General features: G+C 60.0%; 13 protein-coding genes. 9 read left to right on the top strand and 4 right to left on the bottom strand.

All coding sequences use genetic code 11. The features are described 5' to 3' along the window. The first annotated feature begins 32 nt into the window (after nucleotides 1–32). The 7 genes from G5179_RS19700 (at nucleotide 33) to G5179_RS19670 (ending at nucleotide 6513) form a co-directional block, all read left to right on the top strand. Nucleotides 33–797, top strand: a complete 765-nt coding sequence (locus G5179_RS19700) for a DUF3450 domain-containing protein (RefSeq protein ID WP_005343435.1) — start codon at nucleotides 33–35, stop codon at nucleotides 795–797. Next, nucleotides 794–2167: a MotA/TolQ/ExbB proton channel family protein gene (locus G5179_RS19695; RefSeq protein WP_107682561.1), complete on the top strand. Its 1374-nt coding sequence runs from the start codon at nucleotides 794–796 to the stop codon at nucleotides 2165–2167. Before G5179_RS19700 ends, G5179_RS19695 begins: the two co-directional genes overlap by 4 nt. Nucleotides 2168–2177: 10 nt before the next feature. Beyond that, nucleotides 2178–2705, top strand: coding sequence for a MotA/TolQ/ExbB proton channel family protein (locus tag G5179_RS19690; protein WP_005338936.1), 528 nt, complete (start codon nucleotides 2178–2180; stop codon nucleotides 2703–2705). Nucleotides 2706–2763: 58 nt separating this feature from the next. Further along, nucleotides 2764–3171 carry an ExbD/TolR family protein gene (locus tag G5179_RS19685; protein ID WP_005338933.1) on the top strand — a complete coding sequence of 136 codons (408 nt, stop codon included), beginning with the start codon at nucleotides 2764–2766 and terminating at the stop codon, nucleotides 3169–3171. Between the two features lie 16 nt (nucleotides 3172–3187). After that, complete coding sequence (locus G5179_RS19680) at nucleotides 3188–3823, top strand: energy transducer TonB (RefSeq protein WP_064337222.1); 636 nt, start codon at nucleotides 3188–3190, stop codon at nucleotides 3821–3823. An 11-nt stretch (nucleotides 3824–3834) separates the two neighbouring features. Continuing rightward, nucleotides 3835–5076, top strand: coding sequence for a tetratricopeptide repeat protein (locus G5179_RS19675; RefSeq protein ID WP_157162042.1), 1242 nt, complete (start codon nucleotides 3835–3837; stop codon nucleotides 5074–5076). A 510-nt stretch (nucleotides 5077–5586) separates the two neighbouring features. Beyond that, the gene (locus G5179_RS19670) at nucleotides 5587–6513 is read left to right on the top strand and encodes a L,D-transpeptidase family protein (RefSeq protein ID WP_216951980.1); all 927 of its coding nucleotides are present in this window, start codon (nucleotides 5587–5589) and stop codon (nucleotides 6511–6513) included. A 78-nt stretch (nucleotides 6514–6591) separates the two neighbouring features. On the opposite strand, the gene G5179_RS19665 is transcribed toward G5179_RS19670, so the two are convergent. Both G5179_RS19665 and sppA read right to left on the bottom strand, forming a co-directional pair. Further along, nucleotides 6592–6897, bottom strand: coding sequence for a type 1 fimbrial protein (locus G5179_RS19665; protein WP_421231782.1), 306 nt, complete (start codon nucleotides 6895–6897; stop codon nucleotides 6592–6594). A gap of 472 nt (nucleotides 6898–7369) precedes the next feature. Continuing rightward, nucleotides 7370–9214: a signal peptide peptidase SppA gene (gene sppA, locus G5179_RS19660; protein ID WP_421258961.1), complete on the bottom strand. Its 1845-nt coding sequence runs from the start codon at nucleotides 9212–9214 to the stop codon at nucleotides 7370–7372. A 208-nt stretch (nucleotides 9215–9422) separates the two neighbouring features. On the opposite strand from sppA, the gene G5179_RS19655 reads away from it, so the two are divergent. Both G5179_RS19655 and G5179_RS19650 read left to right on the top strand, forming a co-directional pair. Further along, nucleotides 9423–11450: an FAD-dependent oxidoreductase gene (locus tag G5179_RS19655; protein ID WP_421258960.1), complete on the top strand. Its 2028-nt coding sequence runs from the start codon at nucleotides 9423–9425 to the stop codon at nucleotides 11448–11450. A 114-nt stretch (nucleotides 11451–11564) separates the two neighbouring features. After that, nucleotides 11565–12113 carry an NAD(P)H nitroreductase gene (locus tag G5179_RS19650; protein ID WP_421258959.1) on the top strand — a complete coding sequence of 183 codons (549 nt, stop codon included), beginning with the start codon at nucleotides 11565–11567 and terminating at the stop codon, nucleotides 12111–12113. A gap of 382 nt (nucleotides 12114–12495) precedes the next feature. Here G5179_RS19650 and G5179_RS19645 read toward each other — a convergent pair whose 3' ends face one another. Together G5179_RS19645 and prmA are read right to left on the bottom strand one after the other, a co-directional pair. After that, the gene (locus G5179_RS19645; protein ID WP_167556678.1) at nucleotides 12496–13050 is read right to left on the bottom strand and encodes a sugar O-acetyltransferase; all 555 of its coding nucleotides are present in this window, start codon (nucleotides 13048–13050) and stop codon (nucleotides 12496–12498) included. Between the two features lie 164 nt (nucleotides 13051–13214). Then, entirely contained in the window at nucleotides 13215–14093 is an 879-nt protein-coding gene (prmA, locus tag G5179_RS19640) for a 50S ribosomal protein L11 methyltransferase (RefSeq protein WP_005358410.1), read from the bottom strand. Between the last annotated feature and the right edge of the window lie 321 nt (nucleotides 14094–14414).

Raw genomic sequence — 14414 nt, 5'->3', positions numbered from 1 at the left:
AGGGTAATCCTATGAAGACAAGGACCATTACAATGAAGAAAGCGCTCCTTGGCAGCCTGGTTTCGGCCGCCTTGTTGACCAGCTTCAATCTGAGTGCCGCCACTGCCGGTCAGGCCGTGGACGCTCAAGCCGCCACCGACAACGCATCCAAAGTTTCCCAGCAGAAGATCGACAGCTATGCCGAATCTGCCGAATCCGCACTGGCCCAGTACAAGGCAGCCCTGCGTCAGGTCGACAGTCTGCGCACCTACAACGAGCAGGTGAGCAAGATGGTCGAGTCCCAGAGTGCCGAGCTGGCGTCGATGCAAAAGCAGATCGCCCAGATTGATCAGACCAGCACCGAAGTTGTCCCCCTGATGCTCAAGATGATCGACTCCCTCGAGCAGTTTGTGGCGCTGGATCTGCCGTTCCAGAAGGTCGAGCGCGAGGACCGCGTAGCAGCCCTGACCGACCTGATGAACCGTGCCGATGTCACCATCTCCGAGAAGTACCGCAAGATCCTAGAGGCCTACCAGATCGAGGAGGGCTTCAGCCGCACCATCGAATCCTACAAGGCGAGCCTGGACAAGGATGGTAGCGAGAAGACCTACGAGTTCCTGCGGGTTGGCCGCATCGCGCTGCTTTATCAATCCCCGGATGGCAATGAGACCGGGATGTGGAACAAGAAGACTCGCCAGTGGGAAGAGTTGCCCCAGGAGTATCGCAGTGCGGTTGAACAGGGCCTTCGCATCGCCAAGAAGCAGGCGCCTCCCGCTCTGATCAAGCTGCCGGTTCAAACTGCGGAGAAAGCATCATGAAAGGAATCAAACTTGCGATTGCCTCCCTGATTGCGGGAGCAACCCTGGTCACCCTGCCGGTGACCGCCGCCGAAAAACCGGTGGATCTCAATGCGCTGCTGAATCAGGTCAAGGCCTCCAGCCTGAGCGAATCCCAACTCAACAAGGAGCGGGAAGCCCGCTTCCTGGCTGACAAGAACGAGCAGGGGGCGCTGCTGGCCAAGGCCAAGGCCGAGCTGGCTGCCGAAACCGCCAAGGGCGAGCAGCTCAAGGCGACCTTCGATGCCAATGACAAGCAGCTGACCGAGCTGACTGAAACCCTGCGCCAGCGTTCCGGCAACATGGGTGAGATGTTCGGCGTACTGCGTCAGTTCGCCGGTGAGTTCAAGGGGATCTTCAACGCCTCCGCCCGTCGGGTCGAGCATCCGGAACAGACCGCGCTGCTGACCCGTCTGGCCGAGAGTAAAGAGCTCCCCTCCAGCGACGATCTGGAAGCGTTCTGGACCACCACCCTCAGCCGCATGGTGGACGGTGGCAAGGTGAGCCAGATCCCGGCGACCGTGGTCTACGGCGAAGGCAACCAGGCCGAGAAGACGGTCACCCAGATCGGTGAGTTCAACACTGTCTCCGAAGGCAAGTACCTCACCTTCGTGCCGGAGACCGGCAAGTTCGAGCAGCTTTCCCGTCAACCTGACAAGGGGGTGCTGGAACCGATCGCCGAGTTTGAACAGGGCGGTGACGGGGTCAAGCCCATCTTTATCGACCCGTCTCGCGGCGTGATCCTCTCTCTGCTGGTGCAGTCACCGACTCTCAAGGAGCGGATCGATCAGGGTGGTGAAGTGGGTTACGTCATCATGGTGCTCGGCGTGCTCGGTACCCTGCTGGCCATCTTCTGCGGTATCCGCCTGTCGCTGATCGGCTCGTCCATGCGCAAGCAGCTGAAATCTGATCAGATCATCAAGGGCAACCCCATTGGTGACATGCTGGGGGCCTACCAGAGCCATCGCGGTGACAACATCGAGGATCTGGAGTCCAAGCTCGACGAGATCATCCTGCGCAACGTGCCCAAGTTCGAGAAGGGCATCAGCATCATCAAGCTGATCGCTTCCGTCGCGCCGCTGCTGGGCCTGCTCGGTACTGTAGTGGGGATGATTGCCACCTTCCAGGCCATCACATTGTTCGGTACCGGCGATCCCAAGCTGATGGCGGGCGGTATCTCGGAGGCGCTGGTGACCACTATGCAGGGGCTGGTCGTCGCCGTGCCCATGTTGTTCCTCTACACCATAGTGCAGACCCAGAGCCGTCGTCTGATCCAGGTGCTGGAAGAGCAGAGCGCCGGTTTCGTCGCCCGTTATCAGGAACGTCTGCACGCCTCCAAAGCCGCAGCGTAAGGAGTCACCCATGTGGTTCTGGTTGATTGAAGAAGTCGAGTCGGTCCGCCGGTTTTTGGGATTGGGGGGCGATGTACTGGTCGCCCTGTTCTTCCTGACCCTGATGATGTGGGCCCTGTTGCTGGAGCGCTGGTTCTACTTCATGGCGGTCTACCCCAAGCAGGTGAAGCAGACCAAGGCGACCTGGCTGGCCCGTACCGATCATCTCTCCTGGTCTGCCAAGCAGATCCGGCGCGAGCTGGTCTCACGGGTTGCCATGGCGGTGGACAAGGGGATGCCGGTCATCAAGGTGCTGATCGCTCTCTGCCCGTTGATGGGGCTGCTGGGGACCGTGGTGGGGATGGTGCAGGTGTTTGACACCCTGGCCATCACAGGCACCGGTTCGCCGCGGGCGATGGCATCGGGGATCTCCAAGGCAACGGTACCGACCATGGCGGGCATGATCGCCGCCCTTTCCGGCCTGTTTTTTGTCAACCAGCTCGATCACAAGGCCAAACTGGCGGTGCAAAAGCTGGAAGACAACCTGAAACACGGTTGATGCAGGATGCATACCCCCTGGCCTGCCGGGGGCACAGAACAAGCAAGGAGTTTCTGCTATGAGAAAACGTTACAGCGACAGCGGTGCTGACGAGGCGGCTATCGATTTGACCCCCATGCTGGACATAGTGTTCATCATGCTGATCTTCTTCATCGTCACCACCTCCTTCGTCAAGGAGTCCGGTGTCGAGATCAACCGTCCCAGTGCCAGCACGGCCGAGACGGTGAAGAAGGGCAATATCATGGTCGCGGTGCGCGAAAACGGTCAGGTCTGGGTCGACAAGCGGGTGGTCGAGGTGGGGGCGGTACGCGCCAACATCGAGCGGCTGCGGGCCGAAAACCCGGAGAGCGCCGTGGTGATCCAGGCCGATAACGAATCCCGTTCCGGTCTGGTGGTGCAGGTCATGGATCAGATCCGCATGGCCGGTGTCCAGAACATCTCCATCGCGGCAGACAAGAGCAGCTGATGCCGGAGAGAGACCTATGAGATACCTGATATCGTTGGCGGTCTCCTGTGTGGTGGTGTTCTTTCTGTTTCTGGGAATGAACAAGCTGATCACACCGGATCACCGGGAGCTGGTGGAGAAGGAAGACGTCAGCATGACCGATTTCATCCGCCTCAAGCCCCAGGAGACCCTGCAAGAGAAACAGCGGGAGCTGCCCAAACCGCCGCCGCCCAAGCGTCCGCCACCGCCTCCCGAGATGGAAGTGGCCAGCACGGATCGGCCTAAGATGGAGAGCGCGCCGATGGACATGCCCAAGCTCGACATCCCGGTCAACATCGGTGGTGGCAACGCGCTGGGGGCCTACAGCACCGGCGGCGGTGGTGGCGGAGTCGGTGGCAACAACGGCGCCATTCCGCTGGCAACCTTCGAGCCCATGATGCCCCGCAAGGCGGCGCTGGCGGGCCTGGCCTCCGGCAAGGTGCTGGTGGAGTTCACCGTCACCGAGCGCGGCACCGTCAGCAACGTGCGGATCGTCAAGGAAGAGCCGCGCAGCTATGACCTCGGCAAAGAGGCGCGCAAAACCATCGCCAAGTGGACGTTCAAACCGGCCATGGTGGATGGCAAGCCGCAGGCGAGCCGTATGCAGCAAGAGATCGAGTTTGCGGTCAACTAAGGAAGGTGGCGATGAACAAGTTACACAAGATGATCCTCGCCCCGGTCGCCATGGCGGTGCTGCTCAGCACCGCCAGTTGGGCCGCCGAGCAGCCGGCCCTGTCGGATCGGGCCTATCGGGCGGTCAACAAGGCGCAGGAGCTGATCACCGAGAAGAAATACGGTGAGGCCAATGCCAAGCTGCAAGATGCGCTCTCCGGCGCGGGCGAGCGGGTCTACGACAAGGGGGTCATATTGCAGACTCTCGGTTTCGTAGCCGCCCAGCAGGAGAAATACGGTCAGGCGACCAAGTACTTTGCCGATGCCATCGCGACAGGCGGCCTGCCGCCACCGGTGGCCCAGCAGGTGCGCTACAACCTGGCCCAGCTCTATATGGCTGAGGGTAATTATCAGGGGTCGATCAAGACCATGAAGGAGTGGTTTGCCAACCAGGGCAAAGATGACAAGCCCAACTCCCATGCCTATATCACGCTAGCCAACGCCCACGTGCAGCTCAAGCAGTACCGTGACGCGATCCCGGCGGTGGATCAGGCGATCAAGCTGTCGGCAGGTAAAGCGCCGGAGTCCTGGTATCTGCTGAAGATGGGCGCTCACTACGAGCTGAAACAGTACAAACCGGCGACCGAGGTGCTGACCTCTCTGGTCAACATGTTCCCGGAGAAGAAGAAGTACTGGACCCAGCTGTCGGCCATGCATATGCAGGCAGGTAACGATGCCAAGGCGCTGGCGGCGCTGGAGTCGGCCTACAACCTCGGCATGTTGACCGAGGCCGCCGAGCTGCAGCGCCTCGCCAACTACCTCGCCTTCACCGGCATTCCCCATCGCGCCGCACGGGTGATGGAGAAGGGGATGAAGGATGGGGTGATTGAGCAGAGCGCCAGCAACTACAAGACCCTGGCCAACTATTGGCATCAGGCCAAGGAGCTGGATCCGGCCATCGACACCCTGGCCAAATCCTATCAGCTGGCCCCGAGCGCCGATTTGCAGCTGAAAATGGCGCGCATGATGATCCAGAGCAAACGCTATCAGGATCTGGTGGCGCTGGCCGCCAAACCGGCAGCCAATGCCAATGGTGAACAGCGGGCGGATCTCAAGTTCCTGACCGGGGTCGCCTATTTTGAGCAACAAAAGCCGAAGGAGGCCCTCAACGCCTTCACCCAGGCGGCTCAGAATGGCAACGTCAGCGGTCGGGCATCCCCCTGGATCAGCTTCCTCAAGGAGCAGAGTGGTGCGGGGGAGGCGGCCGTCCAGTAATTCCAATGACAACGCTTGAAGTCCCTTTTATGGTTGCCTGGTGGCTCCATTAACCGCTCTTCGGAGCGGTTTTTTTATGGCGGCAGCCAGTCCCTGCTGTAGTCGAAGCGCTATTTTCCCCCTTTTCGCTCCAATGAAAGTGCCACAGTCAACATTGGCCTATCTCCTCCGAGGTGACGAACGTTTCAGCTAGGGCTGCAACCGTGACACCAGGTGGCACAGCGCTGTGGTCTACGGGGGCGGGGTTGGTCCGCAGAGAGGGGGCTATGCTGTACATCTCTCTTTCAATGGCAACTTGCCAAGGGGGCTTTTGCTCTGTTGATAAGCATCACACCGAAAACGGCCACTTTTAACAAGAAAAGCAACATATGGAAGTTGAAATTTTGGCCGACTCGGGAAAGAATGCGCGCTCGGTTATTTGGCGCCGTGGTGCAGGTTGACCCGCCACCGGCAGACCGAAGATAAGATGGCCTCCGGCCCATTTGGTACAGGAAACCACACAGGAATTTTATGAACCCCCTTCGCACTGCCGCTTCGGCCCTTTTATGCACACTTGCGCTGATCAGCCAGCAGGCTGCCGCCGTCGAGTACCGTCTGCCTGCGGCCAACAGCCGTCTGATCGGTGAGAATCTGGAATATGTGGTGCCTGCGGACAATCGTCCGCTGGAGCAGATTGCCTCCGAGTTTCAGTTGGGTTTGACCAATATCATGGAAGCCAACCCGGGCGTTGATCCCTATCTGCCCAAAGCGGGCAGCACCCTGATCATCCCTCACCAGTTGATCCTGCCCAACGCGCCCCGCGAAGGGATCGTCATCAACGTTGCCGAGATGCGCCTCTACTACTATCCGAAAGGGAAGAACGTGGTACAGGTATTGCCCATCGGCATCGGTCAGCTGGGGGTGAACACCCCGGAGAACTGGATCACCAAGGTAGAGCGCAAGCGCGCCAACCCGACCTGGACCCCGACCGAAAACATTCGTCGTCGCTACGCCGCGAAGGGAATCACACTGCCTGCGGTCTGGCCAGCCGGCCCGGACAACCCCATGGGCCTGCACGCCCTCTACATCGGCAACCTCTATGCCATCCACGGAACCAACGCCACCTTCGGCATCGGTCTGCGGGTGAGCAGCGGCTGCGTACGTCTGCGTGCCGACGACATCAAGTATCTGTTCGACAACGTGCCGGTCGGTACCCGCGTCCAGTTCGTCAACCAGCCGGTCAAGACCACGGTCGAGCCGGATGGCGGTCGCTACATGGAAGTGCACGAGCCGCTGTCACGGACCGAGGAGGAGTTCAACTCCACCGCCTCCGTGCCGCTCCCGATGACACCGGCTATCACCCGCTTCATCGCTCACGCCGAGTCTGACTCCAACGTGGTCAAGCAGGTGCTGGAACAGCGTACCGGTATGCCGACCCGTCTCAATCCTCAAGCCTGATGACTTGAACTCGAGACCCGGTAATGACAACGGCGACCCTATGGTCGCCGTTGTTGTTTCTGCCAGCGGCAGTGGGCGTTATTTGTGACTGACGGTGACGATTGCCATAGTGTGGCGATCATCGACCCACTGGTAGGAGACCTGGCTGTGGGAGAGATTCAAGGATGCCTCTCTTGCCAGTTTTTGCAAATTAACTGTTTCGGTTGTTTGTGCGGAGCCTGAGAGGCAGGTGACCTGCATCTGCTTCTCTAGTTGGTTGACACGGCAGGCATCCTCCACGATGGCGCCGCTGAATTCGATGCGTCCTGTATTACTTGCCTGGGTCGTCTGTGCCATCGATATGCCCAGCGTGGCGAGAGTGAACACTACTGCGCTTGTTTTCATGCAGACCTCCTGATTGTCTTGCTCGCGGGCAGGAACCCGCTTGTTCATTGCCTCGCATTATCAGTATCGACAGTGTCAGGTGGGGGATGAGCGTTATTTGATCCCTGCTCGGGAGTGGCAAATTCAGAAAGCAGGAGAAAAAAGAGGGCCGCCCATGGGGTTAATGCCGATGAGTCAATGGCTGTTCGACCATTCTCGGGCTAACAGCAGGAGTGAACCTTGTCGCGGCTGAAGTAAAAAGAGAAGTAGTTATCGATGTTGAGCAGGCGGTGCTCTTGGGGGCTGAAAGAGTCAAGGGGGTCATCTCGACGTCAAGCGGCTGGAGGCTTTGCGCAAGGCGCAGTCCGTGCATTGACCATGTCGATATGAGGTCAACCCCTTGGCTTGGGCCCAGGGGCTCTCATCACGCTGAACGGCGACCATTATGGTCGCCGTTTTTCTGGGCTCGAGTCAGCGTTTTACCCAGGCAGAATCACTGCACGCAGACCGGGCAGAAGGCGTAGGTGCCTTGCGGATCGTTGAAGCGGGTGAGCGGGTCGAGACTGCGGTTCACTTCCACCAATGCCTTGCCAAATCCAGCCGGTAGCCAGCTTTGCAACTGGGGGGCCAGCACGCGGGCACTGCTGTCAAACAGCTGGCGCAGGAACTTGTCCTTGGTGGACTCCTCCTGCTCGATGGGGGTGACCTGCCACTCCTTGAGGTTGGCCAGTTCGGCGGCGGCCTTGATGGCGTTATCCAGATTGCCGAACTCGTCCACCAGACCCAGGGCCTTGGCATCCTCACCAGTCCAGACACGACCTTCGGCCGCTTTTTCGGCCTCTTCCGGGCTCAGGCCGCGGCCCTTGCTGACCAGACCGATGAAGCGCTGGTAGGTATCTTCCACGCTCAGCTGGATAGCCTGACCGACGTGATCCGGCAGGGCGCGGGTCGGGCCGACGCCGACGTAATCTGTGGTGCCGACCCCATCGGTATGCACACCGAACTGGGCCAATGCCTTGTCGATAGTGGCGAACATTCCGAATACCCCGATGGATCCGGTGAGGGTGGTCGGGGAGGCGAAGATCTTGTCCGCATCGGCGGAGATCCAGTAGCCACCGGAGGCGGCATAGCTGCCCATGGAGACCACTACCGGTTTGCCTGCCTGTTTCAGGGCCAGCAGCTCGGCGCGGATCTGCTCGGCGGCGAAGGCGCTGCCGCCGGGGCTGTCGACCCGCAGGACCACTGCTTTGACCTTGTCATCGCGGCGGGCATCGGCCAGCAGGTCGGAGAGGCTATCACCGCCGATGGTGCCGGCAGGCTGCACGCCATCCATGATGGCGCCGCTGGCGACCACCAGACCCACCCCATCCTTGCCGCTCCGGGGATATTGTTCCGGAATGGCAGCCAGATACTCTTTCAGGCCGACCCCTTTCCAGCCGTGGTCGTCCGCTTCACCCACCTCTTTAATGACCGCCTGGGTCATCTCGTCGCGGGTGGCCAGCTGATCCACCAGCCCGTTGTCGAGGGCGTAGTTGGCGGCATTGCCACCGGCCTTGCGCAGCAGCTCGAGGAAGCGATCCTTGCCCGGCGCGACCGCATCGGGTTCGATCTCCCGCTGCTCGGCTACGTCAGCCACATAGGATTGCCACAGCTGATCCAGCCAGCGCTGGTTCGCCTCCTTGCTCTCGGGGGACATCTCGTCGCGGGTATAGGGTTCGACAAAGGATTTGTAGGTGCCGACCTTGAATACATGCGGGGTGATGTTGAGCTTCTCCAGCGCCGACTTGAAGTAGGTCTGGTAGACCCCAAGCCCCTCTATTACCACGGCGCCACTCTGGTTGAGCAGCACGTGATCGGCGTGGGCCGCCAGCAGGTATTGCCCCTGAGTGTAGAAGTCGGCCATGGCGATCACCGGTTTGCCGCTCTCCCGGAAGGAGTCGATGGCGCTCGCCACCTCCTGCAGTTTGGTGAAGTTGGCCCCCTGCAGCCCTTGCGGCTTGATCACCAGCGCCTTGATGCGCTCGTCATCCTTGGCACTCTTGATGGCCCACAGCAGGTCGGAGAGGACGATCTCGCTCGGCTGCTCGTCGCTGCTGTCCATCTGGCGCAGCAGTTGTACGGTGGGATCTGTCTGGGAGCGTTGCTCCACCAGCACGCCGTTGAGATTGAGGGTTAGCGCCCCTTCGATTGGCGCCTTGGGTGCCTCTTTCTGGCTGACGCTGAAGACGATGACCAGCACTACGATGAGAAACAGCAGATTGACCAGCATCAGCCGGGTGAAATTGAGCAGGCGCCACAGGCTGCGGAACAACCAACCCAGACCTTTGAAAATAGACATAGTCGCGTTATCGCCCTGTTAATGGGTAGAGAAGAGCCATTATTAACCAGTTGCGGGCGAAATTGCCATTTCCGACTGGCGGATCCCGCCTATCTTCGCTCAGGGCACGGCTGTTCGCTGAAAAATTGTCCAAACATTTGTTTGAAAAAGAATTTTCGATTCTTTACTCTAGCCTCAGTTTGATAACAAAAAATTAACTGGAGGCATCGTGAGCCGCTATCCGACCCTGCTGACCCCGCTCGACCTTGGTTTTACCCAGCTGCGCAACCGTGTGTTGATGGGCTCCATGCATACCGGCCTCGAAGAGGAGAAGGGCGGTTTTGACAAGCTGGCCGCCTTTTACGCCGAGCGCGCCCGTGGTGGCGTTGGCCTTATCGTCACCGGCGGCATTGCCCCCAATCTGCGCGGTCGGCTGGTGCCTCACGGCTCCCAGCTGAGCTTTCCCTGGCAGGTGAGCAAGCACAAGAAGGTGACCAACGCCGTGCATCAGGAGGGGGGCAAGATTGCGCTGCAGATCCTCCATGCCGGTCGTTACGCCTATCATCCGTTTAGTCTGGCGCCGAGTGCCCTCAAAGCCCCCATCTCCCCATTCAAACCGCGCGCCATGAGCGAGCGGCAGATCTGCGGCACTATTCGCGACTTCGCGGCTACAGCAGCGTTGGCCAAGGCGGCCGGTTATGACGGCGTCGAGGTGATGGGCTCGGAAGGCTATCTCATCAACCAGTTCATCTGCGAGCGCACCAACAAACGCAGCGATGGCTGGGGTGGCAGCAGCGAAAACCGGATGCGCTTCCCGGTGGAGATTGTCCGCGCCATCCGCGAGCGGGTCGGCACCGACTTCATCATTATCTTCCGCCTCTCCATGCTGGATCTGGTGGAGCAGGGCTCGACCCTGGAAGAGGTGATCGCCCTTGGCAAAGCGCTGGAAGCGGTGGGGGTGACCCTGATCAACACCGGTATCGGTTGGCACGAGGCGCGCATTCCCACCATCGCCACCAGCGTGCCGCGCGGCGCCTTCAGCTGGGTCACTGCCGAGCTGAAAAAACACCTCAAGGTGCCCCTCATTACCACCAACCGTATCAACACCCCCGAGGTGGCCGAGCGGATTCTGGCGGGGGGCGAGGCGGATATGGTCTCCATGGCGCGCCCCTTCCTGGCGGACCCGGAGTTTGTCATCAAGGCGGCCGAGAACCGGGCGGATGAGATCAACACCTGCATCGCCTGCAACCAGGCCTGCCTCGACCATGTGTTCAAGCAGAAGCGCGCCTCCTGTCTGGTCAATCCCCGCGCCTGTTTCGAGACCGAGCTGACCTTTGGCCGCGTGCCCCAGCCCAAAAAGCTGGCGGTGGTGGGGGCGGGCCCGGCCGGGCTGGCGTTTGCCTGTTACGCTGCCGAGCGCGGTCATCAGGTGAGCCTGTTCGATCAGGCCAGCGAAATCGGCGGCCAGTTCAACTTCGCCAAGCAGATCCCGGGCAAGGAGGAGTTTCACGAAACCCTGCGCTATTTCGCCAAACGGCTGGAGAAGTGCGGCGTCGAGCTCTATCTGGGCCAGCGCCAGAGTGCCGAGAGCCTGCTCGGCGGCGGTTTTGACGAGGTGATCCTTGCTACCGGTATCCGTCCGCGCACCCCCAATATCCCGGGGATCGAGCATCCCAAGGTATTGAACTACCTCGATGTATTGCGGGATCACAAGCCGGTCGGCCAGAAGGTGGCGGTGATCGGTGCCGGCGGCATCGGTTTCGATGTGGCTGAGTATCTGGTAGAGAAGAAGGTGGAGATGGATGCCGATGGGCACCGTGATCACTGGCTCAAGGAGTGGGGCATCGACAAACAGCTTGGCGAGCGCGGTGGCCTCACGGCTCCTGAAATCGACGCCCCCGAGCGCCAGATCTGGCTGCTCCAGCGCAAGGAGAGCAAGGTGGGTGACGGCCTTGGCAAGACCACCGGCTGGATCCACCGTACCGTGCTCAAGAACCGCAAGGTGCAGATGCTCTCCGGGGTACAATATCTGGGGATCGATGACGAGGGCTTGCACATTCAGGTGGGCGAGACCAAACAGTGTCTGCCGGTGGATCAGGTGATCGTCTGCGCCGGGCAGGAGCCTCTCAAGGAGCTGCAGGCGGGGTTGCAGGCGGCAGGCAAGCCGGTGCATATCATCGGCGGAGCAGACGTGGCCGCCGAGCTGGATGCCAAGCGTGCCATCCGGCAAGGGGCCGAGCTGGCTGCGATCATCTAGCAAGCAGCGTCCTCGTGCCCTTTTTAGTGCAATAAACCCCTGAGCCTCAGGGGTTTTCTTCATTCGGTGCTGTGCTAAGGTAGCGCCATCATTGCCCCAGAGAAGGAATTGCCCATGGATGCCCTCACCCTGTTGCTCAACCGCCACTCCTGTGGCCGTCTCGCCGAGCCCGCCCCGAGCGGTGAGGTGCTCGACAATATCCTCAAGGCGGGCCTGCGTGCGCCGGATCACGGCACCCTGACCCCCTGGCAGTTCATTCTGTTTGAAGGGGAGGGGCGTGAGCGGCTGGGCAAGCTGCTGGCCAAGGCGGCCCGTGCCCGTGGCGAAGATGAAGAGAGCATCAAGAAGTGCAGCGAAGCGCCACTGCGGGCGCCCTTGGTCGTCGCCGTGGCAACCCGTTATCAGGATCACCCCAAGGTGCCGAAACTGGAGCAGGAGCTCTCTGCCGGTTGTGCCCTGATGGCGATGCAGATGGCGGCGCAGGCACAGGGCTTCAACGGTATCTGGCGCTCCGGCTGGTTTATCTTCGATGAGCAGATCAACAAGGGATTGGGACTGGCGGCAGAGGATCAGCTGGTGGGTTTCCTCTACCTCGGCACCCCCATGCTGGAAGCGCGTAAACTGCGCGAGCTGCCGCTCGATGAGTTTGTCCGCCGTTTCTGACACCTCGGCCACGTTGCGGTTGAGAGAAGCAAAGCCTCGAGAAATCGGGGCTTTTCTGTTTAACCGTGAATAGTAACCAGAGTGATTGGGGAAAATAAATGGCTCAAAGAGGCTTCGCGTGCCATAGCAGGTAATTATTTAAATAGTGCGATGTACCTCGCAATCCTGTGGTATTTCACTATGTAAAACGTTTGCGCATTCGCTAATATCTCCCTGCCAGTTTAGAAGGGCACTCCTTCTAATTTTTCTGCGATGAGAGTCGCAATTCCGTAGCACCTTTTAACAGCCCAACGTCTTCGTGACATTGGGCTTTATTTTTTTATGGGGTGTCGGGGCTGTTGTGAGTTGATGGCGGTATCGGCATACAACCCGGTTGGCTGCCTTATGCCCTGTTTGTGGCTGGCAGGATCCGGGCCGGGTTGCCGACTACCCGAGCACCGGCCGGTACATCTTTGGTGACTACGGCGCCCGCGCCGACGATCGCCTCCCGCCCTATGGTGACGCCGGGCAGCAAGATGGCGCCGCCCCCAATCCAGACCTTGTCTTCAATGGTGACCGGCAGCGCCGTCTCTGTTCCCTGAATCCGTTCGTCGGCCTCCAGCGCATGGGCTGCGGTATAGATCTGCACGTTTGGCCCAATCATCACATGGGCGCCGATGCGAATGGGGGCATTGTCCAGCAGGGTCGCACCCATATTGATGTAGGAGTCCTTGCCCAGGTGGATGTGGCGGCCATAGGTACAGTAGAGGGGCGGGCAGATAAAGGCATTCTCAGCCAATTTGCCAATCAGCTCCGCCAGTAGTGCCCGCTGCTCTGCCTCATCTTCCGCCTGATTGAAACGGCGATAGCGCCGTGCCGCTTCCCGGCGCAACAGGGCCAGCTCGGGTGCCATGCAGTTGTACGGTTGGCTGCTAATCATCTTCTGGTATTCGCTCATGGCAGGGCCTCAATGATGTGGAAGAACGATGTTAATCCCTTATTGGCCAGAGAAGCGTGAACCGTCCCCCAGAGTAGGAAAGGGGGGAGAAACAACAAGAGCACCCGTGGGTGCTCTTGTTTAATAAAGATGCTGACTTGCCGCCTTGAGAGTGGGAGCTATGTTTAGCCGTGCTTGCGGCCGGAGAGGCGGCACCACTCCTCCTTGACTGCGGTCGGGTCCATCTCGAACCACTGGCCGTAGATAGTTTCCAGTTCCGGGGCCTGGCTCTCCAGCACGCCGGAGAGGGCCATCAGGCTGCCCGGCTTGCCGTGGCCGGCGATCAGCGGAGCCAGTTCGCGCAGCGGGCCTGCCAGGATATTGGCGACCACCACGTCCGCTTCGACATCTTGCGGCTGGTCGGCCGGCAGGTAGAGCTCAATCTGGTCGGCGACGCCGTTGCGCGCGGCGTTGTCGCGGCTGGCCTGAATGGCCTGCGGGTCGATGTCGATGCCGATGACGCGGGCGGCACCCAGTTTCAGGGCGGCGATGCCGAGAATGCCGGAGCCGCAACCAAAGTCGACCACGGTTTTACCGGTCAGATCGAGGCCGTCCAGCCATTGCAGGCAGAGAGCTGTGGTGGGGTGGGTACCGGTACCGAAGGCCAGGCCCGGATCCAGCATCACGTTAACTGCATCGGGGTTCGGCACATCGCGCCAGCTCGGGCAGATCCAGAGGCGCTCGCCAAACTGCATCGGGTGGAAGTGATCCATCCACTCGCGCACCCAGTCCTTGTCTTCCAGCTGCTCGACCTTGTAGCCGACATTTTCTCCGAAGATCTGCTGGAAAAAGGCGATGGTGGGGGCCGGATCGGTTTCGGCATCGAACAGCCCCATCACTTCGGTCTCGCCCCAGAGCGGGGTTTCACCGGGCATGGGTTCGTAGACGGGCACATCCTTGGCATCCATAAAGGTCACCGCCTGGGCTCCACGCCCCAGCAGCATGTTGCTCACCTTGTCTGCGGTCTTGGCAGTGGCGTTGATTCGAATTTGTATCCAGGGCATGGCGTCGACTCTTCATAAATGTGAAACCGCGAGATTCTACCATCATGGGGCAGTGCTGTCGTGGTTTGCCCATGACGTGGAGGGATACGGGGGCTTTTGCCGGATTGGCACGGTTCCTGTATTGCTCTATGCAGGCGAAGACGACCGGTTTTCGCTGAACGCTTTGCTCAAGTTCCGTCATCTTTCACTGCCACCCTCGGGTGGCATTTTTTTATCTGCACTTGTTTGCCTGGTAAACAGTCTGCTGTCTAGTCCTGAAATAGGTTTACACATTTTCAACTAGCATTTTTCTACTCAGAACCCTCTATGTACCGCATCGGG

Origin of the sequence: Aeromonas sp. 600886 (assembly GCF_049174935.1) — a bacterium.
In the GTDB taxonomy this organism is placed as follows: domain Bacteria; phylum Pseudomonadota; class Gammaproteobacteria; order Enterobacterales; family Aeromonadaceae; genus Aeromonas; species Aeromonas veronii_A.
The sequence above is the reverse complement of the archived record's forward strand: the minus strand, read 5'-3'. Positions and strand labels throughout refer to the sequence as shown.